Annotated in this window: 17 protein-coding genes; 12 read left to right on the top strand and 5 right to left on the bottom strand. The window is 39.8% G+C overall.

Going from position 1 to position 23,194, the window contains the following annotated elements; all coding sequences use genetic code 11:
• The 6 genes from G529_RS0105155 (at position 1) to G529_RS0105130 (ending at position 6,716) form a co-directional block, all read left to right on the top strand.
• A complete protein-coding gene (locus tag G529_RS0105155; RefSeq protein ID WP_026914528.1) occupies positions 1-1,689 on the top strand; it encodes an efflux RND transporter periplasmic adaptor subunit in 1,689 nt (562 codons plus the stop codon).
• Positions 1,690-1,711: 22 nt separating this feature from the next.
• Positions 1,712-2,197 (top strand): DUF305 domain-containing protein, encoded by a 486-nt coding sequence (locus tag G529_RS0105150; protein ID WP_026914527.1) that lies wholly within the window; start codon positions 1,712-1,714, stop codon positions 2,195-2,197.
• Positions 2,198-2,252: 55 nt separating this feature from the next.
• Positions 2,253-2,822 (top strand): DUF3347 domain-containing protein, encoded by a 570-nt coding sequence (locus G529_RS16125; RefSeq protein WP_051201359.1) that lies wholly within the window; start codon positions 2,253-2,255, stop codon positions 2,820-2,822.
• Positions 2,823-2,884: 62 nt separating this feature from the next.
• Entirely contained in the window at positions 2,885-3,451 is a 567-nt protein-coding gene (locus G529_RS0105140; RefSeq protein WP_026914526.1) for an AraC family transcriptional regulator, read from the top strand.
• A gap of 94 nt (positions 3,452-3,545) precedes the next feature.
• Positions 3,546-3,866, top strand: a complete 321-nt coding sequence (locus G529_RS0105135; RefSeq protein WP_026914525.1) for a four-helix bundle copper-binding protein — start codon at positions 3,546-3,548, stop codon at positions 3,864-3,866.
• Between the two features lie 117 nt (positions 3,867-3,983).
• Positions 3,984-6,716, top strand: a complete 2,733-nt coding sequence (locus G529_RS0105130) for a heavy metal translocating P-type ATPase (protein ID WP_026914524.1) — start codon at positions 3,984-3,986, stop codon at positions 6,714-6,716.
• Positions 6,717-6,787: 71 nt separating this feature from the next.
• Here the strand turns inward: G529_RS0105130 and G529_RS0105125 are convergent, their stop codons facing one another.
• Both G529_RS0105125 and G529_RS0105120 read right to left on the bottom strand, forming a co-directional pair.
• Positions 6,788-7,204: a hypothetical protein gene (locus G529_RS0105125; RefSeq protein WP_026914523.1), complete on the bottom strand. Its 417-nt coding sequence runs from the start codon at positions 7,202-7,204 to the stop codon at positions 6,788-6,790.
• A gap of 110 nt (positions 7,205-7,314) precedes the next feature.
• The gene (locus G529_RS0105120) at positions 7,315-9,807 is read right to left on the bottom strand and encodes a zinc-dependent metalloprotease (protein WP_026914522.1); all 2,493 of its coding nucleotides are present in this window, start codon (positions 9,805-9,807) and stop codon (positions 7,315-7,317) included.
• A 208-nt stretch (positions 9,808-10,015) separates the two neighbouring features.
• On the opposite strand from G529_RS0105120, the gene G529_RS15510 reads away from it, so the two are divergent.
• Positions 10,016-10,222, top strand: coding sequence for a DUF2267 domain-containing protein (locus tag G529_RS15510; protein ID WP_035695586.1), 207 nt, complete (start codon positions 10,016-10,018; stop codon positions 10,220-10,222).
• Positions 10,223-10,295: 73 nt separating this feature from the next.
• Here the strand turns inward: G529_RS15510 and lysS are convergent, their stop codons facing one another.
• A complete protein-coding gene (gene lysS, locus G529_RS0105110) occupies positions 10,296-11,987 on the bottom strand; it encodes a lysine--tRNA ligase (RefSeq protein ID WP_245566889.1) in 1,692 nt (563 codons plus the stop codon).
• A gap of 120 nt (positions 11,988-12,107) precedes the next feature.
• On the opposite strand from lysS, the gene G529_RS16335 reads away from it, so the two are divergent.
• Positions 12,108-12,266 (top strand): YqaE/Pmp3 family membrane protein, encoded by a 159-nt coding sequence (locus G529_RS16335; RefSeq protein WP_084509746.1) that lies wholly within the window; start codon positions 12,108-12,110, stop codon positions 12,264-12,266.
• 3 nt (positions 12,267-12,269) lie between these two features.
• The gene (lipB, locus tag G529_RS0105105; RefSeq protein WP_026914520.1) at positions 12,270-12,983 is read left to right on the top strand and encodes a lipoyl(octanoyl) transferase LipB; all 714 of its coding nucleotides are present in this window, start codon (positions 12,270-12,272) and stop codon (positions 12,981-12,983) included.
• Here lipB and G529_RS0105100 read toward each other — a convergent pair.
• Complete coding sequence (locus G529_RS0105100) at positions 12,971-15,346, bottom strand: hypothetical protein (protein ID WP_026914519.1); 2,376 nt, start codon at positions 15,344-15,346, stop codon at positions 12,971-12,973. The two genes, lipB and G529_RS0105100, sit on opposite strands and share 13 nt — an antisense overlap.
• Before the next feature lie 31 nt (positions 15,347-15,377).
• Complete coding sequence (locus tag G529_RS0105095) at positions 15,378-15,974, bottom strand: ribonuclease HII (RefSeq protein ID WP_026914518.1); 597 nt, start codon at positions 15,972-15,974, stop codon at positions 15,378-15,380.
• A 170-nt stretch (positions 15,975-16,144) separates the two neighbouring features.
• Here G529_RS0105095 and G529_RS0105090 point away from each other — a divergent pair, with 170 nt between their 5' ends.
• From G529_RS0105090 to G529_RS0105080, 3 genes are all read left to right on the top strand, one after another.
• Entirely contained in the window at positions 16,145-19,222 is a 3,078-nt protein-coding gene (locus tag G529_RS0105090; RefSeq protein WP_026914517.1) for a SusC/RagA family TonB-linked outer membrane protein, read from the top strand.
• Positions 19,223-19,225: 3 nt separating this feature from the next.
• On the top strand, positions 19,226-20,647 hold the full coding sequence (locus G529_RS0105085; protein ID WP_026914516.1) for a RagB/SusD family nutrient uptake outer membrane protein: 1,422 nt from the start codon (positions 19,226-19,228) through the stop codon (positions 20,645-20,647).
• A 114-nt stretch (positions 20,648-20,761) separates the two neighbouring features.
• The gene (locus tag G529_RS0105080) at positions 20,762-22,660 is read left to right on the top strand and encodes a putative porin (protein ID WP_026914515.1); all 1,899 of its coding nucleotides are present in this window, start codon (positions 20,762-20,764) and stop codon (positions 22,658-22,660) included.
• The last annotated feature ends 534 nt before the right edge of the window (positions 22,661-23,194 follow it).

The raw sequence follows: 23,194 nt of genomic DNA, 5'->3' as shown, positions 1-23,194 counted from the left end.
ATGAAAAAATATACAATTTATTTACTGCTAATCATCGCCGGACTGTTACTGGGATACGTGATTTTTAATAATTCTTCGGAAGAAGTTCATGATCACCAGGAAGCTGAAACTAATGAAATGTGGACCTGTTCGATGCATCCGCAAGTTATGCAACCTGAGCCGGGAGATTGCCCTATCTGCGGTATGGATCTTATTCCTGCTGATGCAACTTCAGACGGATTGCGTACAGATCAATTCAGCATGACCGAAAATGCGATGAAACTTGCCAATATTCAGACCACGATAGTTGGCGAAGGAAACGGAACGGATGGAAGAATAGATCTTTCTGGCAAGATCGAAGTGAACGACGATCAGAACGCAGCGATGCCGGCACATTTCGATGGTCGGGTAGAAAAGCTCTATGTAAACACTGTTGGAGATAAAGTGAGTACGGGACAAACCATTGCAAATATTTATTCTCCGGAAATTGTAGCAGCACAGCAGGAATTGATCACTGCGGCGAAACTGAAAAATTCTCAACCTCAATTATATCATGCAGTGCGAAATAAGTTCAAAAACTGGAAGATTAGCGATACAATGCTGGATGAGATTGAAAGTTCAGGAAACGTGAGAAATTCCATTCCTATTTATTCTCATGTAAACGGGACGGTTACCGAGATCATGATTGAGGAAGGTTCTCATATTAATGATGGGATGCCGATTTTAAAGGTTTCGAACCTGAATTCTGTCTGGGCTGTCTTTGATGCTTACGAATCTCAGATATCGAATTTGAAAGAAGGTCAGAATCTTGAAATTTCGGTAGGTGCCTTGCCAAATGAAGATTTCACCGGAAAAATCTCATTTATCGACCCTATTCTGAATCAGGAATCCAGAACAGTGGAAGTCCGCGTGGTGCTGAATAATCGAAATAATGATCTAAAACCCGGAATGTTCGTACAAGCTGAGGTAGAAAATTTGACCGCTTCAGAAACTGAAAGTTTGGAAATTTCTAAAAGTGCCGTGATGTGGACAGGTGAGCGATCGCTGGTTTACGTAAAAGCAGCCGGATCTCAGCCAGTTTTCGAAATGAGAGAGGTGAAATTGGGAAATACAAGCGGAGAAACTTACCAGGTTCTTGACGGACTTTCTTCAGGAGAAGAGATTGTGACCAACGGGACTTTTACGGTAGATGCTGCGGCACAACTGCAGGGAAAAAGATCGATGATGAATCAGACTTACTCTAAATCTTCTGAAATGAAGATGGATAAGAAACTTTCAGAATCTTTTCAGGAGGACTTCAAAGAATTACTGAGCGACTATTTCAAATTGAAAGATGCACTTATAGCTTCTAACCCCGAGAAAACTTCAGAAATAGCTTCAGAACTGTATAATAGTTCCAAAAAAATTAATCTGAATAATTCAACTAAAATAATTCAGTCTCATCTAAATAAAATCACAGAAATGCTTGAAAAGATTTCCGAAAATAGAAATCTGGAGAGCCAGCGGGAGAATTTCAGGATCTTATCTCAGCAAATGATAGCGATCGCTGGTAATATGGATAATCTTGACAAAACTATTTATGTTCAGCATTGCCCAATGGCTAATAATAATCGGGGTGCCGACTGGTTAAGCCTATCTTCAGAAGTTAAAAATCCTTATTACGGTAATGCGATGCTTACCTGCGGGGAAGTGACTTCAGAACTCAAATAAATACTAATCAAAAACTAAAAAAATGGATTCAAAAGAAAGTCAAATGAAACATAGCGGTAATAACTACACCAGATTTTTTCTGATGTTAGGTCTCTCTTTTATGGCGATGTATATCACCATGTACCTAAATACCTATGAGGTCGATCACGTGTATTTTAGTATGACCAGATTTTACATGACCTGTCTCGGGATTTCAACGATGGCCGTAATAATGCTGTCTTTAATGCTAAAAATGTATAAGAACAGGAAAAAGAATATCGCGATCTATGCCGGAAGTGTGATTCTTTTTCTTGGTGCTCTGGGACTGGTACGTGCGCAGGCACCTATCGTAGATGATGTAATGTATATGAGAGCGATGATTCCGCATCACTCCATAGCGATTTTAACTAGTAAAAGAGCAGATATTGATGATCCGGAAGTTAAAGAACTTGCAGAAGAAATTATCGAAGCGCAGGAAAAGGAGATTGCCGAAATGAAAAAACTAATTGAGAAACTGGAGAAAAAGTAATTTGTTATATAAACAGTTTAGATACGTCAAATATCAATACCTAATAATTATAAATATGAAAATGAAAGTAAGAAGTTTAATTACTATGAGTTTGATCGCCGGGAGTTTAATTTTGACTTCCTGTGGAGATGATAAGAAAGAAAATAATGAGCAGGTTTCTGAAGAGAAACTTGAAATGAGCGATCATTCTGAAGATATGAAATCTGAAAAAGTTTCTGAAGAGGCTAATGCAGAGTTCAGTGATCAGAATGTAACTCAGGCTTACGAGGAATACCTGTCAGTAAAAGATGCGTTGGTTAGAACTAATGCTGCTGCTGCGGGTAAATCTGCTCAGAACCTTCAGAACACACTAACCGAAGCTCAGCCAGAGATCGCTGAAATCGCAGGAAAGCTGGTAGAAACTGAAGATGTAAATGTACAAAGAGAGATTTTTTCAGAACTAACGGCAGCAATGGAACCCGTTCTGAAGGAAGCCATTTCTTCCGGGAAGATCTACAAGCAATTTTGCCCGATGGCATTCGAAGGAAAAGGAGATTATTGGTATTCTAATTCAGAAGAGATCAGAAATCCTTATTTTGGAGATAAGATGCTAAAATGTGGTAGAGTTGATAATACCATCATGTAAAAATACATAGGATCAGGCCGGAATCAGTTCGGCCTGATCCATTTAATTGATAAAATTGAGATTTGGAAAAAGTTAAGTTGAATATCAGGAATGTTGTTTGCCAGCGTTGCATCATGACGGTGGAGGAGATTCTTGACAGGCTGGATATTCCTTTTTCTGAAGTAGATCTTGGTGAGGCCATTCTTGAGCGGGAAATTAGCAGTATTGAAAGGCATCAAATTCAGAAGGAGTTTGAAAAAGTTGGATTTGAGATCATCCAGGATCGCAATGAAAAACTCATCAATAACATTAAATCCCTTATTATCGAGGAAGTTTATTCTGAAAATTCTTCGAATCAAAAACTATCTAGTCTGCTCAGTTCAGAATTGAATTACGACTACAGTCATATTACTCATGCTTTTACCGAAAGTGAAGGGCAAAGCATTCAGAAATTCTACAACGCGGTGCGCATAGAAAGAGCAAAGGAATTGCTTAATTATGACGACTGGAGTATTGGCATGATCGCCGATAACCTAGGCTACTCAACTCCGGCATATCTGTCTACTTCCTTCCGGAAAACCACAGGATTTACTCCTTCCGAATATAAAAATCTTCACATTAAGGACAGAAAGCGACTTGATTCTGTTTAAGTAATCTTAAAACTGAAAGATCTTAGCATAATTTTAAAACCGCTAAACGTTTCTCTTGACTAAATTAGTTGGAAACCAATAAAATCAATAAGTTATGAGAAATGAGAAGCTAATCAGCGCACTTGGAAATTGTATTAACCATTGTAATTACTGTGCTGATGCATGTCTTGATGAAGACAATGTGAAAATGATGAAAGACTGTATTAGAACCGACAGGGTTTGTGCGGAAGTTTGTTCTACCCTAAACCAGGTTCTTGCCACTAATTATAAGGACGTGCAGGGTTTAGTAGATTATTGCAAAAAAGTTTGCCAGGCCTGTGCCGATGAATGTGGAAAGCATGAACACAAACATTGCCAGGATTGTGCAAAAGCCTGTAAAGAATGCGTGGAAGCCTGTGAGGCTTATGCGGCATAAATTGAAAGCTCTGTATCCCACAGAGCTTTTTTACTTTTTGAAAGTTATTCCCATCTCATTGAAGCTCAGGTTCGACACCTAGCCGTATTTTTGCGAAATGTAAATGATTGATGCTTTATGAAAAAAACTTACAAGATTACAGGAATGAGTTGTAACGGCTGCCGCAAACATGTGGAAGAAACACTTGCAGAGGTGGACGGTGTTGATTTCGTGGAAGTCAATTTGCAGAATGAAACTGCGACTATAGCGGCAGAACAGGATTTTCATATGTCGATACTCAGAAATAAACTGGAGTCGGAAGGCGGAAATTATGGTATTGAGGAATTCCAAAGGAATGATGATGGGATGATCATTGAAACGTATGATGTTCATGGAATGACCTGTAATGGTTGTAAAATGCATGTGCAAAAAACACTTGGGAATCTGAATCAAGTTGCTTCAGCAGAAGTAGATCTTCATAATGAAGAAGCAATTCTTGAAATGAAAGAACCAGTTTCGCTGAAGGAATTACAAAAAGCGCTAGAGCAGGCAGGAGGGAACTATACCATTCATAGACCAGGGACTACCAGGCCTGAAGATAAAACACAAACAAAAAATCCTGCGAAGAACGGGAAGGGTGTCTGGTATTGTCCCATGCATTGCGAAGGGGATAAAACTTATGATCAACCTGGCGACTGCCCGGTTTGCGGAATGGACCTGGTCGAAGAGATCAATACCAATAAGAAATCTGTGGAATTTACCTGCCCCATGCATCCGGAAGTGAGTAAGGATGAACCCGGAGATTGTCCAATTTGCGGGATGGATCTTGTACCCAAGCAGCCAGAACCTTCTACCGAGGAAAAAGGCTATCAAAAACTACTTCGGAAATTCTGGCTATCCCTGGCTTTTACAATCCCTATTTTTATCATCGCCATGTCTGATATGGTGCCAAATAATACCTTGCAAACTTGGTTTGATGCCAGAACATGGAATTGGATACAATTTGGACTTTCGCTGCCAGTTGTGTTCTATACCTGCTGGATGTTCTTCCAGCGAGCCTGGCGATCCATCATTACCTGGAATCTGAATATGTTTACGCTTATAGGGATAGGGGCAGGTGTAGCCTGGACTTTTAGTGTTTTCGGAATGTTGGTGCCAGATTTTTTTCCAGCGCAGTTTCGAACAGAATCGGGAACCGTGCACGTCTATTTTGAAGCCGCCACTGTCATACTTACCTTAGTCCTGATGGGGCAGGTCCTGGAAGCCCGGGCACACAGCAAAACCAACTCTGCCATTAAGGAACTATTGAAATTACAACCCGATACTGCACTTAGAGTCAAAAATGGAAAGGAAGAAAAAATTAGCGCCAGCAAAATCGAAAAAGATGATCTGTTAAAAATAAAACCAGGAGATAAGATTCCTGTGGATGGCGAGATTATAGAAGGAGAAAGCAGTATCGATGAATCGATGATCTCTGGAGAGCCTGTTCCGGTAGATAAGCAAAAAGGAGATGCAGTGCGCTCAGGTACCATCAATGGGAATCGATCTTTTATCATGAAAGCGCAGAAGGTAGGGGATGATACCCTACTCGCCCAGATCATCAAAATGGTAAATGAAGCCAGTAGATCACAGGCGCCAATTCAGAAGCTAGCAGATAAGATTTCGGGTTATTTCGTGCCGGTAGTAGTAATCATCTCAGCGGTTACATTCGTCATCTGGTCCATCTTCGGTCCGGAACCAGCATTAGTGTACGCGCTGGTAAATGCTATTGCTGTATTAATCATCGCCTGCCCCTGTGCACTGGGTCTGGCAACTCCAATGTCTGTAATGGTGGGTATTGGTCGCGGTGCGAGTAATGGTATATTAATCAAAAACGCGAAATCTCTGGAACGGCTGAACAAAGTGGATACGCTCATTATTGATAAGACTGGCACGCTTACAGAAGGCAAACCAAGTGTGGATAAGGTAGTGTCGGTTTCTTCGGAATATACTTCAGGAAAGCTTACAGCCATCATTGCCAGTTTGAACACTCATAGCGAACATCCCCTCGCGCAGGCAACTGTCGATTATGCGGAAAAGCACGAAATTGGACTTTTAGCAATTTCAGATTTTGAATCGGAAACAGGACAGGGGGTAACCGGAACTCTCGAAAAGAGCCGCGTCTTTCTTGGCAACAAAAAGCTTATGGACGCGAATCAAATAAAAATTAGTTCAGATCTTGTTGCCAGTGTTTCCGAAGAACAGCAAAGAGGAAATACAGTAAGTTATATTGCCATTGATACAGAGGTCAAGGGCTATGTGGTCATCACCGATAGGATCAAGAAAGACACAAAGAAAGTGATACAGGAACTGCAAGATCATGGTGTTGAGGTGATCATGATTTCCGGAGATCATAAAAATACTGCAGCTGCGGTGGCACAAGCCATTGGGATACATAAGTTCAAAGCTGAGATGCTTCCCCAGAACAAACTTGAAGAAGTTGAAAAACTTCAGAAAAAAGGGAAGATCGTGGCGGTTGCCGGCGATGGTATTAATGATGCGCCTGCTCTGGCAAAAGCTGATGTTGGAATAGCTATGGGAACCGGGACAGACGTCGCCATTGAAAGTGCTGCCTTAACACTGGTTAATGGAGATCTGCGCAGTATCAGGAAATCGATTTTATTGAGCCAGAAAGTAATGAGGAACATCAAGGAAAATCTCTTTTTCGCTCTTATCTATAATACGGTAGGTGTTCCAGTCGCGGCGGGTGTACTATATCCTGTTTTCGGAATATTACTTTCTCCCATGATCGCAGCTCTGGCGATGAGCTTTAGCAGTTTTTCAGTGATTGCCAATGCTTTGAGATTAAAAACAGCCGATCTGAAAGAATAATAATGCAAAAACGGGATCTTCACAGATCCCGTTTTCTCAACTAACTAACACTTAACTTAACACCTAAACTTTTAGTTCCGAATCCTAACATTACCAGATCTACGGCCTTTACGTCTTTTTTCCTGTAGTTGTTCCCATTTCTGGTATTGCTCTGCAGTAAGGATCTTTTTTAACTCGGTTTTCATCTCTTCCACATCGTTTTCACGCATTTCTTCGCGCTTCTCCCTCATCTCCTCACGCTTCTCTCTCATTTCCTCACGTTTTTCAGCATTCTCCTTGCGGGCATCTTTTGCAGTCTCTATTCTGGACATGTAAAGCGTTTTAAGCTTCATTTCCTGATCTTCATTAAGATCCAGCTGCATAGCCAGTCTTTTCGCGCTAAGCGTCGCCATCTCTTCATTGCTTAGATCCTTGCGGCCTTCGCCTCTTTCCTGTGCAAAAGTGCTCAAGCCCAGTGCCAGGAATAATACGGTGATTATCTTTTTCATCTTCAAAAATTTTAGTTATACAATTAAGACTTACTTCTTTATAAAAGGTTTAAATAGAAAAAGGCAGGATTCAATAATCCTGCCTTTTTTATCTAAATTGAAATATGAATCTATTTTATCGGGTTAAGGATAAGATCGATTCGTTTCAATAAATCCTGCTTGTGGTAACGCGTAAGCGTATCTCCAGAATTTGCTGTGTTTCTAAGCTGTCTTTGCAGCGTGGTAAGTTCTCCTCGAACAACTGGTCTAATATCACTCTGCGAAACGTTCAAATTACTTCTGGTCACCCAGCTTCTGTAACGTGCCGGGATCTCATCCTGCTCTTCAGTCATTAGCTCACCCATTTTCTCAACGTAAGCACGTTGGAGATTTCTACGGTAACGATCTATGGATCTGCCATTGTAAATCTCACTCCAAAGGCCTCTTCTAAGGTCGGTCATCATATCCAGTAAGGAATAAGCGCTTTTGCCATTGATCTCCTCATTTTCCATCAATCTCGCCATTCTTCCGAAGTCAAGAAGATTAGAAAGAGTTCTCTCCTGCATTCCACGGATTCGTTCAATATTTCCATCAAATTCAATTTTATTGAAAATATCCTGGTTAATCATCCATTCTGGAGTTGTGAATAATTGCTCCTGAAGGAATTTCATGGCTCTTTTCTGCTTTTCAGCGTCAACATGAGTATAAACAGCACCTTCCTGATCGTAAGTTTTGTAATATTCATACACACCACCAATATTAGCAGTTACATGACCCATATAGCGGTTGTACTGAGATAGAACCTGGCCATAAAGATCATCCAGATCATCATAATCCTTACCATCTTCAGCTGTCCACTCGATCAATTTTGGAACGATTCTCTTTAGGTTTTTGATACCATATTCACTGGCAAGCATCGCGTCATCACCAAGATCTTCAGTTTGAGAACTTGGATCGATCACACCGCTTTGCTGTCTTCCGAAGCGATACTTAGGATCTCCTGCTTTCTCAAGTATCCACTGGTCAAGAATTTCTTTCTCTTCTTTACCTTCTTTATCCAGAATTGGTCTGTATCCCCACTTGATGGCATACTTGTCGTATGGTCCAATTTCAGGCATTAAAGCTACATCGCCGTCTTCTGGCTGCGCGATATAGTTGAAACGTGCATAATCCATAATAGATGGTGCTGTTCCAAACTCCTTCGTAAATTCCGGATCTCTAAGATCCTCTACCGCGTAAGCGACACTACTTCCCATGTTATGAGGTAAACCTAAAGTGTGTCCTACTTCGTGAGAAGATACGAAACGAATAAGTCTTCCCATTACTTCGTCCTTAAAAGCAACTCCCTGCGCATCTTCATTAATCGCTGCAGTTTGTACAAAGAACCAGTTTCTAAGAAGAGTCATTACGTTGTGATACCAGTTGATATCAGATTCCAGGATCTCTCCGGAACGTGGATCACTTACGTGAGGTCCATTGGCGTTTGGAATTGGAGAAGCCAGGTATCTTACCGTGGAATATCTCACGTCCTCCGGACTCCAGTCTGGATCTTCCTCTACTGTTGGAGCATCTTTCGCAATGATCGCGTTTTTGAATCCTGCAGCCTCAAATGCAACCTGCCAGTCTTCAATCCCCTGCTTGATAAAAGGAACCCACTGTTTTGGGGTGGCACGGTCGATATAATAAACGATCTGTTCTTTTGGTTCAACAAGTTCACCGTTCTTGAACTTCTCAATATCCTCATCCTTCACTTCAAGTCTCCAGCGATCAAGATATTCTACGGTTTCACTTTTTTGAGCTGGAAGACCATAATCTGTCTGTTCTGTGGTAAACCATCCCACACGCTCATCAAAATACCTTCTTTCCATAGGAACCTTTGGAAGAAGAATCATTGAATTGCTGAATTCCAGTGAAATGGAACCAAGACTTTCGTTAGATGGCGGGTCACCGGCATTGTAAGTTTTTACGTGTCTAATTTCAATATTTTCAGGATAGGATCTTATCGTATCAATGTAAGACCTGTTATCATCTAACCTGGAAACTTTGTACTGTTTTCTGGTTCTGTCTGGTAAGCCAAGAGCCTGAACATCCTTTGTATACAGGTTCGTAACATCAATTACCGTAGATTTTGAAAGGCTGTCCTTACCAACAGTCTGAATATCGAAAGATTCTATGATGGGCTCAAAATTGGAGTTTACTACTGCTTCATGTACCGGAAGAGAATCTGCCGCGTAGATGTCATAAGAAACAACTCTCAGGAGAACTTTGTTTCCTTTTTTCTGCCATCTGTGGACCTGTGTGTTTTGTTTTCCACCACCAAAACCAATTCCGCTGGCAGTTTTTGCAATTCGGGTTACGGTAAGCATTTCACGGTTGAAAAGGCTATCCGGAATTTCGTAGAAATACTTTTCGTCTACCTTATGAACGGTGAACAGACCTTCGTCTGATTTCGCATCCTTGGTGATCACCTTTGCGTAAGGCTTCATTCCATCTTTATCCTTTTTAGATTCTTCAGATGAAGCGGTTTTAGCTTCCTTTTTATCCTGCTTCTGAAAAACAGCACAGCTGGAAACCGATAACGAAAGGGCGATAAGCATAAGCTTAAAGCTCTGATTCTTAATCATAAATAGTTTGTTTTTAGTTAATAAGTTGAGCTGAAGATGAAGATTTACTTTTTCTGAAAAGAATAAATCTACAACGTTCAGCGATGGTAGGACTCACAGATTCCTGAAAGGTTTAAATTTAAGTTAAAAGAATTAATATTTTTGAAACAATCACTTTTTAGACGTTTTCTTATATTTAGGTGATTTTAAAACTAAAACAACTCAAATTATGGAAGAAATAGTAAAGATGGTTTCAGAAAAGGCTGGAATTACTGAATCGCAGGCAAAGATTGCTGTACAGGTGGTTTCTGAAATTTTGAAGGATAGAATGCCTGAAACAATGTCTAAACATCTTGATTCTTATTTGAAAGGCGATGGAGATGCTGGGAATCTTAGCGATATGGCTGGAAAGCTTGGTGGAATGTTTGGAAAATAGGAACTTCTGGAGTATCCCAATGCAAAAAAAGAGGCTGAAAAGCCTCTTTTTTTAATTATTATAATTTTCAGATCTAAGCGATCTTGATGCTAAGTACATCACCTTCTTTATAAACTTCGATCATTTTGTGTTTCCGGAGAGATTTTAATGCTTTGTCCCATTTCTTATTGCTTAAACCACTTTTCTCCTTCACTAAATTCATATCATGCACCTGGTCATCCTTTAGTAGGGTATAAACCGACTTCTCCTCTTCTGAAAGTTCTACCTGTTTCTTTTCTGGCTTCATTTGAGGGAAGAATAACACTTCCTGTATCGACTGGTTGTTGGTTAAAAACATGATCAACCGGTCCATCCCGATTCCAAGTCCAGATGTTGGAGGCATTCCATACTCCAGGGCTCGAAGAAAATCATTATCGATAAACATCGCTTCGTCATCTCCTTTTTCTGAAAGTTTTAATTGCTCTTCGAATCGCTCTCTCTGGTCGATAGGATCATTGAGCTCAGAATAGGCATTGGCAATTTCTTTACCGCAAACCATCAATTCAAAACGTTCTGTAAGTTCAGGATTATCACGATGAGTCTTACACAGCGGACTCATTTCCTTCGGGTAGTCTGTGATGAACGTTGGTTGGATAAAGTTACCTTCGCACTTTTCTCCAAAGATCTCATCGATCAATTTTCCTTTCCCCATGGTTTCATCTACATCGATCCCCATGTTTTTGGCAGCCTCGTATAGTTCCTTTTCAGATTTTCCGGTAATATCAAAATCTGTAAACTGCTTGATGGCGTCGGTCATCGTTACTCGCTTGTACGGAGCTTTAAAATCTACGGTATGCTTTCCGAAGGTAGCCTCAGTTTTACCATTCACCGCCATGGCGCAATGCTCTAGGAGGTTTTCAGTAAATTCCATCATCCAGTTATAATCCTTGTACGCCACGTAAATTTCCATTGCCGTAAATTCAGGATTGTGAGTTCTGTCCATCCCTTCATTTCTGAAGTTTTTTGAGAATTCATAGACACCATCAAATCCGCCTACGATAAGTCTTTTAAGGTAAAGTTCGTTCGCAATTCTTAGATACAAAGGAATGTCGAGCGCATTGTGATGAGATATAAATGGCTTTGCAGCGGCTCCACCTGGAATTGGCTGAAGTATTGGAGTTTCCACTTCAAAATATCCTTTGTCATTAAAGAAGTTACGCATAGCATTGAAAAGCTTTGTGCGTTTCACGAAAACCTCCTTTACCTTGGGATTAACCGCGAGATCTGCATAACGTTGTCTGTAACGGTGCTCGGGATCTGTAAAACCATCATAGGTATTTCCATCTTTGTCTGTTTTTGGGAGTGGTAATGGTCTCAAAGATTTGCTTAGGAGTTGGAAATCTTTCACCATCACGGTCATTTCTCCTACCTGAGTCTTAAAAAGTTCTCCCTCAATTCCTATAAAATCGCCAATGTCCAGCCATTTTTTATAAAAATCGTTGTATTTCGCTTTATCATCACCAGTACAAATCTCGTCACGGTTAAAATATACCTGTATCTTACCGTTGGAATCCTGAAGTTCAGCAAAAGATGCTTTTCCCTGGATTCTTCTCGACATCAATCTTCCGGCAATTACCACCTTTTTACCTTCAGCAAATTCTTCCTTGATCTTTTTAGTCGTATGATCAACCGGGAAAAGATCGGCTGGATATGGATTGATTCCGGCTTTTCGTATCGCCGATAATTTCTCACGTCTAATTTGTTCTTGTTCTGATAACTGCTGCATATTAATTTTTTTATGCATTCAACAAAAATGCAGCTGCAAATATAGTGACTATCAGCCTGCCATACAACGCAATTAAAAGCCGAAATATTAATTCTATCTTTGCTAATATAATAAGTGAATATGAGTATTTGGAGAGTAATTCTTTCAGTATTATTTCCCCCACTGGCCGTTTATGATCGCGGTTGTGGTTCAATTTTGATCGTATTAATTCTTACGCTGCTGGGTTGGGTTCCCGGAGTCATCGCAGCCCTCATCATTTTAAATAATCCCAAGTCATAAAGTATGAATAAGGAAGTTGAAGTTAGAAACCTGGGCCGCAAGGATTATAAGGAAACCTGGGATTACCAGGAACAGCTGTTTAAGGATACTCTGGACCAAAAGATAAGGAACCGGAGACAGAACGAAAATATCGCTACTCGCAATTACTTATTGCTGGTCGAGCATCCTCATGTTTATACTTTAGGGAAAAGCGGTGATCTTTCCAATCTACTTTTATCTGCAGAGCAATTAGAGAAAAAGAATGCTAGTTTTTATAAGATCAATAGAGGAGGGGATATTACCTATCATGGGCCAGGACAGATAGTAGGCTATCCAATTCTAGATCTCGATAATTTCTTTACTGATATTCATAAATACCTGAGGCTTCTGGAAGAGATGGTAATTCTCACGCTAGCTGAATACGGAATTAAATCTGAAAGAAGTCCTGGAGAGACTGGTGTCTGGCTGGACGTGGGAACTCCATTTGCCAGGAAAATATGTGCCATGGGTGTACGGGCCAGCAGGTGGGTAACCATGCACGGTTTTGCGCTGAACGTAAACGCAGATCTTGGTTATTTCGATCATATCATTCCCTGCGGAATCAGGGATAAGGCCGTAACTTCCTTAAATGTGGAGCTTGGACAAAAAGAAGTTGATATGGCTGAAGTTCAGCAGAAACTGATGAAACATTTTAGTGAATTGTTCGAAGCTGAGTTAATTCAGGATCACAATTTGTAAAGCAATATCTCATTATCTTCGCCTTTAACGATCATTTCCAGGCGCTTATCCAGGTCTGCATTGGCCAGATCTATTTCTGAAGTTCCATATACCGGGAAACCGGGAAGCAAATCAGCATCAGCATTAAATACATAGACTTTTTTCGCCTGGGTGTCGGTAATACTGATATAGGTCTTCCGGCCAATTTCAAATAGTTGAGGATCTGTGTAGAGTCCGAAATCAAGATTGACACTGGAATCATCGATCACAAGTTCATTTTCGTTAAGGTAGACCAGATGTTTTGTATTTGCTACTAAACGATTGTTTTCTGCAAGATCGAGGTTTTTTAAATCAGCTTTTCCATTTTGATCGACTTCAATCAAATTGCCTTCAGGTTGAGTAGTGATAAAATCAGACTGGTAGCCGTACCATTCATTTTCAGAAGTATTAAAATTACTTGAGGTTGGAACGCGAACCTTACCCTGCCGACTCAGGATTTGAAGCTTCCCCGATTCCTCCTGAACCAGGATATAATCTTTTGTTCCCAGCCGGATGTGCTTTGGTGCTTTGCTGATGTCACTTTTTGTTCCGTCAAAATCAAAACCAGTAACACTGTTGCCTTTTGGTCCAAGCATGTAGACTTTGTTTTTCTGGGTAAGCACAAACCTGTATTTGCGATTGTTGTCATAATCGAACACTGCCAGGGGCTGCGTGAGCGCATCATTAAACTTTTTAGGAAAGGGTTTTACATCGCGGCCTTTGCGGTCCAGCACTTCAAGCTGAAAACCAGTAGAAAATGCCAGTTGCTTATTCCCATTTTTGAAGAGATCCACTTCGTGTACTTTTCCTGAAATTTGGCTGTCCAGTTGTTTGGTCCAGAACATGCTGCCATTGTTGGAAAACAGGCTGAGTTGATTTTCTGAATCTTCCACCAGAATATCCATCTGGTCTGTTTCATGATTCCGGAAGAACTGAAGAATTCCTGAGATGGGTTTGCTGGTAGTAATGGTCGCAATCTGCTCAGCGCCTTTGGTAAGTCGTTCTGCCTCCGTAGGTTCAGCGATCACAGCATGTAAATGATTATAATTTTGTTCTGAAATTATCTGGAAAGCGGCCAGGCTCCCTTTTTTAAAGTTCGATTGTTTTGCGATCCCCAAACTTTCGCTGGCTGCTGAAATATTCGTGACGCTAAGCATGCTGGATTCTGATGACAAGGAATTCATCATTCTTATATATTGCGCCTTTTCCAGAAGCGTCTTGCCATTTTGAAAACTTACGAGTAATTCCTTTAGAACTGAGATCTCTTCAGAAGCAATTATAAAATGATCGATAGTTAAGAGAAATTCCGGACTCGCGCTATCTGGGCTTAGCAATAACTCCGGAACTCTGAATGAGCCCTTATGAATCTCCACTTCGCGGAATCGTTCCTGAAGCTCGTATTCTGGGAACAGTCGATTTTTTACTATTTCGGTTTCAATACTGTTCCAGATATGAATAGTTCCAGACTTAAGTTCTATTTTGGAACAATGAACAACCTGGTCTAAGATGCCGGATGTGGCAATAGTGTCTTTGCTCTGAAATTTTAATGCGGGACTTATGGAGATCATAGATATAAAGTCTTCAGGACAGAACCTGGCGACTTCCTGATTAAAATAAGATGGGCTTGGATTTTTTCCGGAACTTTCAGAATCGGCATATATGGAAATTCCGTTGTAAACAAGTTTGGATTCGGTCGCATCCATATCCAGCACGTTCCAGCGGTTCTCTTTCTTCGGAAATTTATTTTGAGCATCCATTTTAGAAAAGAGGGTCACCTCATTATTTTCTGAATAGACTATAGAAGTCTTCGTTCGATCTGAAGCATTGAGCGCTTTCCGGAATTGTTGGTTGCCAGGATTGTCATTTGGCCTCACCTGAAGAATCGCCTCTTTACTATGGCTGAATATGCTTAGGTTTGCCATATCACGCTGATAAAATTCAGATTTTTCCAGCCTGAGCTTTTTGTATTGGATCTCTTTGGCGGTAAAAGTTTCGACTACTTTATTTTGAATACTGTCAAGGAGTAAGGAAGTGGAGTCTCTGTGAATGATCAATACTGGCTTTTTATCCTTAGTGCTGTCTTTATCAAAATAAAGGACGAGCTCTTTATCAGAATTGATATGATGTAGAATATCTATGGATTCAGCTATGATATCCTTCAGATTGGCGCTGTTGAAAGTCGCAACGTGCCTCGCAAGATCATTTTTAAGTTGCTGGCTCGAAGGAGAAACGAAGATCACTTCCGAAGAATGTGGAATAAGATCCCTAGGGGTCAGGTTGGATTCAGATTCTTCTGCACAGGAAAACAGGATCAGGCAAAGGAAAAGACTCAAAAACTTGTTCATGGTAATTAGGTAGGCTTACAAAAGTATAAACTTAGAATTCAATCTTCAATTGATCAGGAAGTAGTTTAAAACTTTTCCGATGGTATTTACTAATTCCGTATTTCTCAATGGCTGCCCTGTGTTCTCTGGTTGGATAGCCTTTATTTTTGATCCAATTATACATGGGAAATTCCTGATGAATTTTCTCCATGTATTCATCTCTGTGTGTTTTCGCCAGGACTGAAGCGGCTGCGATGCTAAGAAATTTCGCATCTCCCTTGATGATGCATTTGTGCGGGATGGAGCCAACCGGTTTAAATCTGTTTCCATCTACAATAATGCAATCGGGCTTATTCTTTAATCTCTTTATGGAACGCTGCATTGCCAGGATAGAGGCATTCAAAATATTAATACGATCAATTTCTTCCATAGATATATGAGTTACTGCAAAATCGAATGCATTATCCTCAAATAATTGTCTTAATAAAATCTTATTATGATGGCTCAGGACCTTGGAATCATTTAAAACTTTGTTTTTGAAGTTTTTAGGTAAAACGATGGCAGCAGCTGTGACAGGCCCTGCGAGACAACCGCGACCTGCTTCATCGGTGCCTGCTACCAGTTTTGATTTATCATAAGATCTAAGCATATAGGTTCAAGATTCTAATCTTTTAACAAATTGAGGGTTGAAGGATGCAGTGAATTACAACGTTTTCTTAGACCCTGTTAAAATTTTAATAAGTTAAAGTGTAAGATTTTTTGGAATGTTAAGGAATTATTAGCATTTTTGGCGCAGGCTAATTCAAATTTAACGAAATAATGAAAAAAAGATTACATGGATTTCTAACACTATTACTGGTGTTAGTCGTGCAAATTGGTTTTGCACAGGAAAAAACTGTACGAGGTACGGTTGTGGATGGTGATGGCTTGCCATTGCCAGGTGTTAATGTAGTAGTTAAAGGTACAAATAACGGTAAACAGACTGATTTCGATGGAAATTACAGTATTCTCGTTGAACCTACTCAAACATTAGTTTTTAGTTATGTTGGTTTTAAAAGTCAGGAAATTCCTGTAGGAAGTTCAAACCAATTGAATGTTACTCTTGAAGTTGATGCTGCTGCGTTAGACGAAGTGGTTGTATTGGGATACAGTACAAAGGGAGTTGAAGAAGTAACTGGTTCATCGGTTCAGGTAACAGGTGAGGAAATTGCAGATGTTCCTGTAGTTTCAGCAGATCAGGCATTACAGGGTAAAGTTGCAGGTCTTCAGATCTCTACTTCTTCTGGTACACCTGGTTCTACTCAGGATGTACGTATTCGTGGTCTTAGTTCCTTAGCCTCTTCGAACGAACCACTAGATGTTATTGACGGAGTGCCGGTTGTTAACAATAACAATTCAGGTAGTGCAAACCGTAGTTCCTTGAATCCATTGGCTGCTATTAATAGCCAGGATATCGCGAGTATTACAGTATTGAAGGATGCATCTGCTACTGCTGCCTATGGGGCGCGTGGTTCTAACGGGGTTATCGTTATTACTACTAAGAGTGGAACTTCAGGAGATACTAAATTTACTTTTACTTCTCAAGTTGGTGTTCAAAATGACGCTTTCAATGAAAGAGAGTCTTTAACAGGTGCTCAAAGATTGGATCTAACTCGTGAAGCATTCGTTAATGCTTATGGAGCAAATGGAACCAACGGTGATTTTGGATTTACTCGGGATAACGCAATCCAGTTAGGTGTTGATTTTGGTCTTCTTCCAGCTGGTTACCTGGATTTTGACGGAACTGACTATGACTGGGATGGGATCATTCGTAATGATGATGCTTTAACGCAAAATCATACGTTTTCTGCGTCTGGAGGTAGTGAGAAAGGTTCTTTCTACGCCTCTATTGGATTTAATGATACAGAATCTACAGTTATCAAGTCAGATTTCCGAAGAATTAACGGTCTTGTTAGTTTTGACAGACAATTTAGAGATAACCTAAAATTCTCTACTAGTGTGAATGTTTCTAACACTGAGCAGGGAAATCCAATTCTTGAGCAGGGTTCATTTTTCTCAAACCCATTCATCACAAGATTCTTAATGAATCCATTGAACAATCCATACAATGAGGATGGAACTCCAAATACTGAGTTGTCTTATGGTTCATTGCACAACACACTTTATGTGTTAGATAATAACATTACTCGTAATAAGCTTCTTAGAGGTATCTCTAATTCTCAATTGGACTGGGAGTTATTTGAAGGTTTCACTTTTAGAAATACTTTAAGTTTAGACTACCAGTTGACAGAATACAGAAACTATGAGAATAGATATGAGGGAGATTCTGCACCAGTAAATGGTTCATCGACTGTTAGTGATGAGAAAAACTATAACTATGTGTATCAGGGATCATTAAACTATGGTTTTACTTTAGGCGATGCGCATAATTTTGATCTTACAGCTTTATTCGAATACCAGGAAAACCAGAACTACTATATCTATGCTTATGGTGAAAACTTCCCGGCAGACGGTTTAACTAATATCGCTTCAGCTTCAGCTAACTTCGATGCTTCTTCAAGTCTTACAGACTGGGTGAACGTTGGTTACCTAGGTTTGTTGAACTATAACTACGATGGTCGCTATGTAATAGACGCTACTATTCGTCGTGAAGGATCTTCAAGATTCGCTCCTGAAAATCGATTCGGTACATTTGGATCTGTAGGTGCCGCCTGGAATATTCACCGTGAGTCTTTCATGGAAGGTGGATTATTTAACACTTTGAGATTGAGAGCTTCTTACGGTCTTACTGGTAACAACGCTGTAGGTTTAAATAACTACCAGGCGCTACTTGCTTATGGGGCAGATTACTCTAATAATGGTGGTGCAGAACCATCTCAATTTGGTAATCCAGATCTAACCTGGGAGAAAGGTGAGAACTTTGACGTTGGGGTTACCTTTGGACTTCTAGATAATAGAGTAAATGGTACTTTCACTTACTTTAACAGAAGAACATATGATCTTCTTCAGGATGTGCCGCTATCTCCAACTTCATCTTTTACTTCACAGGCTAGAAACCTTGGAGAGATGACAAACTCTGGTATTGAGGCAGAATTATCTGTAGATGTGATTAGAACGAATGATTTCGTATGGAATGTATCTGCTAACTATGCGACTGTAGACAATGAGGTTACTGAACTTGCTATTGGTGCTGATGGAAATGAGATCGATCCTCTTGCAGGAAGTGGATACAAGTCTACAGTTACTGGATTGCCTGCTGCTGCTTGGTACATGAGAACATGGGCTGGTGTAGATACAGAGACTGGACTTCCAACATGGTACGTTAATGGTGTAGATGGTGAGGTAACTTCAGATTATAACTCTGCAGCAAGAGTATTCCAAGACGATGCGAGTGCATTACCTACCTACTCTGGAGGTTTTAGTACAAGAATTAGCTACAAAGGTTTATTTGCAGATGCTACTCTTTACACCGCTGGAGGTCACAAGATCTACGAGCAGTTTGCACAATTCTACCTTAGAACAAATAGCTTTACTTTAGGTTCATTTAATGGGGTTCAGGAATTATTAGACAGATGGCAGCAGCCAGGTGACGTTACAGACGTTCCTGCTGTAAACTATGCTACGAACAATAACTTCCATGCTACGAGCTCAAGACATCTTTACGATGGAGATTATATTCGTCTAAGAAATGCAACTATTGGATACAGTCTGCCTTCTAACTTAACAGATGGCATAGGAATTGATGCTTTGACGATTAGTCTTAGAGGTACTAACTTGTATACTTGGGTTAAAGAAGATGGATTGAAATTAGATCCTGAGGTTCGAGCTAATGGTTATACTACTTTGACTACTCCACCTGTAAAGACTTACTCTGTAGGCGTTAATGTTAAATTTTAAAAAATGAAAATGAAATTAAAATATTTATTTGTTTTTGGATTAGGACTTGGTCTTGCGACTACATCCTGTTCTGAAGAGGATCTTGAGCCAACACTGGCACAGTCCAAAAGTATAGAAACCAGTATCAATGCTACTGGTGATCTTCAAGCAGTATTAATTGGTGCTTACGAAAGACTACAGGAATCGTCATATTACGGTCGTGACAAGATCGTTATGGGAGAGATCATGTCTGACAATACAAGTTCGAACGCTAATTCAAACCGTTTTGTTACCGAAGCTCAATTTTCTTTAACTCCAGAAGCTGGAATTGCAGCAACTTTATGGACGAACTGGTACCAGGTTATTGGTTCTGCTAACATTGTTATTGGTGCTGAAGGTATTGATGGTGATGAAGCTACAATTAATCACCTGAAGGGTCAGGCTTACGCAATTAGAGCACTAGCTCATTTTGATCTGGTAACTTTTTACGGTCAGCAAAATGTTTCTGGTGGGGAGTCTGCCTTAGGTGTTCCTTATGTAACTAGCTTTAGAGATTCTGAAAATCTTTTCCCAGCAAGAAATACTGTTGGAGAAGTTAAGAACCTTGCATATGCAGATCTTGAAATGGCAGCTTCACTTATGACAGCTGGACTAGACGACCCTGCTAAAGAATATATTTCTACCAACGCGGTTTATGCGATTGAAGCTAGAATCGCTAATTACTTTGGTGATCATGATAGAGCTTTAACAGCTTCTAAAATGGTAATCGATTCAGGTAATTATTCTGTGGCAAGTGAAGATGCTTTCTTAAGTACTTTCTCTACAGATGGTGGTGTAAATGTGATCTGGGAGATTGCTAACACAGCTACAGATAACCCAGGAATCAATGGTTTGGCAAATATCTACCAGGTAGGTGCTTATGGAGACGTGATTGCGCTTCCAAATTTAGCCAATATTTACGATGAAGATGATGTACGTGGTGTTAGTGATTACGATCCTGCAACCACAGTGACGCCTTCAACAGTTATTGGACTACATCCTGATGGTGCTTTTAGAAACGTTGGAAAATATCCATCATTTGCACCGTATGAGGATAATGTACCGGTAATCCGTTACGAAGAAGTTGTTTTGATCTACGCTGAAGCTCTCTTGGCAACAGGTGGTGATGATGCATTGGATTGGTTAAATATGATCCCTGAAAACAGAGGTGCTGAATCTTACGATGATGCGTCTTTAGATAATATTTTACTTGAAAGACGTAAGGAGCTTGCTTTTGAAGGCTTCAGATTTCATGATTTGGTGAGAACTGGTATGGGTGTAGACGCAGTAGATCCTGTGCTACAATTACATAGTGGTATCCCTTACGGAGACTTTAGATTAGCTTTGCCAATTCCAACTTCGGAAGTTGGTGTAAATGCTAACGTTGTTCAGAACCAGGGTTACTAGTTCTATAACTTAGACAATTTCAAAGCCGCTCTTTTAGAGCGGCTTTTTTTATTACCCAATTTCAGAGAGATACTTACGTTATTAATTATAAATTTGTGAGACTATTAATTCCATATGTATAGAGCTTTCGCCTTATTAACGTTATTACTTTCCTTTTCAGCTTTAAGCCAGGAAAATTTTGGACAGGACTCCAAATCACAGGATGAGAAACAGGATAGCATACCTCCGGTAGATCTTTATAAGATCATTTCAGTAAAAAATGATACAACTCATCTCGATACCACACTTACTATACTTAAGGATTACAAATTCAATTATTTAAGAAGGGACAATTTTGAGTTATTGCCATTCTCGAATACTGGTCAAACCTATAACTCACTTAGCTATAATGGTGAAAATGAAAAGGCGTTTCCTGAATTTGGTGCAAGAGCAAGGCATTTTAACTTTATGGAAGTCGATGATATCAATTACTATGAAGTTCCAACTCCCTGGACTCAACTGTATTTTAAGACCGTCCCGGAACAGGGTCAGCAGCTGGACGCGCTGTTTACCATAAATACCTATAGGAACTTGAATATGTTTATCTCATACAAGGGCACCAGGGCTTTAGGCAAATATCAAAATATTTTGACTAGTACTGGAAATCTAAGAATGGGATTTTCATATCATACCAACAGCGATAAATACCGCATTAAAGCCCACTTCGTTTCTCAGGATCTGTTGAATGAGGAAAATGGTGGATTGGACAGTCTTGCAGTACTGCAATACATTGCGGAGGAAGAAGAATTCGATGATCGATCTGTCCTGGATGTTAAATATGAAGATGCTGAAAGCACTCTCTTCGGAAAACGACTTTTTATCGATCACGAATATCAAATTACGAATCCCCGTGATTCCACTAATAGTCTCACTATCTCACATATTTTTGATTACAGTTACAAAAAGTTTGTCTTTAATCAGGAATCTGCGGAGAATGAGCTCTACGGAAATTCTTTCGAGGCAACAAATTTGCAAACATCTACCCGACTATATACCACCTTTAATGAAGCCGCTGTAAATTTTAAAAATGATCTGCTGGGAAAACTCTCCGTTAAGGCCGGACACACAAATTATGATTACGGGTACAACGCTGTATATATTACGGAAGAATCGATAGTAGGGAATAAACTCTTCGGAAACCTTTTGCATCTTGGAGCCAGTTATGAAGAACGCATCGGTGATTTTGATCTCAAAGCTGCAGGAAGGTTGAACCTGGATGATGTTTTTTCAGGTAACTTTCTAAATCTTTCTGCCGGATATCAATTTGATGATCGAAATAGTATTCGTTTCGGTTTCGATCAAAACAGTAGTCTCCCTAACTTTAATTTCCTACTGTATCAGAATGACTATATCAATTATAACTGGCAGAACGATTTCGATAATGTTAGTTCACAAAGATTATACGCCAGTATTTCTTCTGAAAAATACGCAAACATCAATTTTTCTCTCTCACAAATCGATAACTATACATACTTTGCAGAGAATGAAATGGGATCTGTTAAGCCTTTTCAATATGATCAGCCGGTAAGACACTTAAAACTCAGAGCCGAAAAGGAATTTGATTTTGGTCTATTCGGAAGTTATAATACCGTGATGTATCAGAATGTGCTTGAAGGAGCGGGTGTGCTGAATGTACCAGACTTAATTACCAGAAATTCTCTCTACTATAAAGACTTCTGGTTTGATAAGGCGTTATATCTTCAAACAGGATTTACCTTTAAATACTTTACGAAGTATGAAGCCAATGCCTATGATCCGATTCTTGCTGAATTCTATGTTCAAAATGAGCAGGAAATTGGTGGATTTCCAATAGTAGATTACTTTTTTAATGCAAAAGTGGACAAGGCGAGGATCTTTTTTAAACTGGAACATTTAAACTCCCTGGTCACTGGCAATAATAATTTCGCTGCTCCAGATTATCCATACACCGATTTTCTCGTGCGTTTTGGTTTGGTTTGGGATCTTTTTCTTTAAGATATCCGAGATCACTGCTGAAGATTTAAGGACTATTTGCAGTTTCTATTGCTGAATCCGATCTAAAAGGAATTTATTTAAGCTGATTTAGCTGGTGTTTGACTGAAATGTTTAGGAATATCGCAAATCGAAAACTTTCTTCTGAAAGTCATTGTGTAATTAAAAATGGGGTGTATATTTGCAGCCGCTTTCGGAGCAAGGCGAATGTTCGTTGAGAGTAGTGATGATGGGGTGTTTGATAGATATTGACTGATCAAAAATTAAATTAAAATTTTTCAAATTTTAGTTTGGTGGAAAGAAAAAAGTTAGTGTATATTTGCAGCCGCTTTGAGAGCAAGGCGAAAGTTCACTGAAAGATATGTAAAGGGTAGGCTATTGTTGGTCTAAGGCAAAAAAAATAAAAATTAAATTTCTTTAAATTTTATTTGGCTGGAGAGCGAAAGTAGTTTTATATTTGCACCCGCTTTGAAAACGAAGCGACGTTCTAAGAACTGGCTGAGAGAGTAAAGGTAGGGAAGCTTTTGAAAAAAGAAA

The sequence above is a fragment of the Christiangramia portivictoriae DSM 23547 genome (genome assembly GCF_000423045.1).
Taxonomy (GTDB): domain Bacteria; phylum Bacteroidota; class Bacteroidia; order Flavobacteriales; family Flavobacteriaceae; genus Christiangramia; species Christiangramia portivictoriae.
Note: the sequence above shows the minus strand (reverse complement) of the source record. Positions and strands in the feature narration are given on the sequence as shown.

Coding starts and splice junctions, on each gene's coding strand:
- G529_RS0105155 (WP_026914528.1), top strand. CDS start 1: ATGAAAAAATATACAATTTATTTACTGCTAATCATCGCCGGACTGTTA.
- G529_RS0105150 (WP_026914527.1), top strand. CDS start 1,712: ATGGATTCAAAAGAAAGTCAAATGAAACATAGCGGTAATAACTACACC.
- G529_RS16125 (WP_051201359.1), top strand. CDS start 2,253: ATGAAAATGAAAGTAAGAAGTTTAATTACTATGAGTTTGATCGCCGGG.
- G529_RS0105135 (WP_026914525.1), top strand. CDS start 3,546: ATGAGAAATGAGAAGCTAATCAGCGCACTTGGAAATTGTATTAACCAT.
- G529_RS0105130 (WP_026914524.1), top strand. CDS start 3,984: ATGAAAAAAACTTACAAGATTACAGGAATGAGTTGTAACGGCTGCCGC.
- G529_RS0105125 (WP_026914523.1), bottom strand. CDS start 7,204: ATGAAAAAGATAATCACCGTATTATTCCTGGCACTGGGCTTGAGCACT.
- G529_RS0105120 (WP_026914522.1), bottom strand. CDS start 9,807: ATGATTAAGAATCAGAGCTTTAAGCTTATGCTTATCGCCCTTTCGTTA.
- G529_RS15510 (WP_035695586.1), top strand. CDS start 10,016: ATGGAAGAAATAGTAAAGATGGTTTCAGAAAAGGCTGGAATTACTGAA.
- lysS (WP_245566889.1), bottom strand. CDS start 11,987: ATGCAGCAGTTATCAGAACAAGAACAAATTAGACGTGAGAAATTATCG.
- G529_RS16335 (WP_084509746.1), top strand. CDS start 12,108: ATGAGTATTTGGAGAGTAATTCTTTCAGTATTATTTCCCCCACTGGCC.
- lipB (WP_026914520.1), top strand. CDS start 12,270: ATGAATAAGGAAGTTGAAGTTAGAAACCTGGGCCGCAAGGATTATAAG.
- G529_RS0105100 (WP_026914519.1), bottom strand. CDS start 15,346: ATGAACAAGTTTTTGAGTCTTTTCCTTTGCCTGATCCTGTTTTCCTGT.
- G529_RS0105095 (WP_026914518.1), bottom strand. CDS start 15,974: ATGCTTAGATCTTATGATAAATCAAAACTGGTAGCAGGCACCGATGAA.
- G529_RS0105090 (WP_026914517.1), top strand. CDS start 16,145: ATGAAAAAAAGATTACATGGATTTCTAACACTATTACTGGTGTTAGTC.
- G529_RS0105085 (WP_026914516.1), top strand. CDS start 19,226: ATGAAAATGAAATTAAAATATTTATTTGTTTTTGGATTAGGACTTGGT.
- G529_RS0105080 (WP_026914515.1), top strand. CDS start 20,762: ATGTATAGAGCTTTCGCCTTATTAACGTTATTACTTTCCTTTTCAGCT.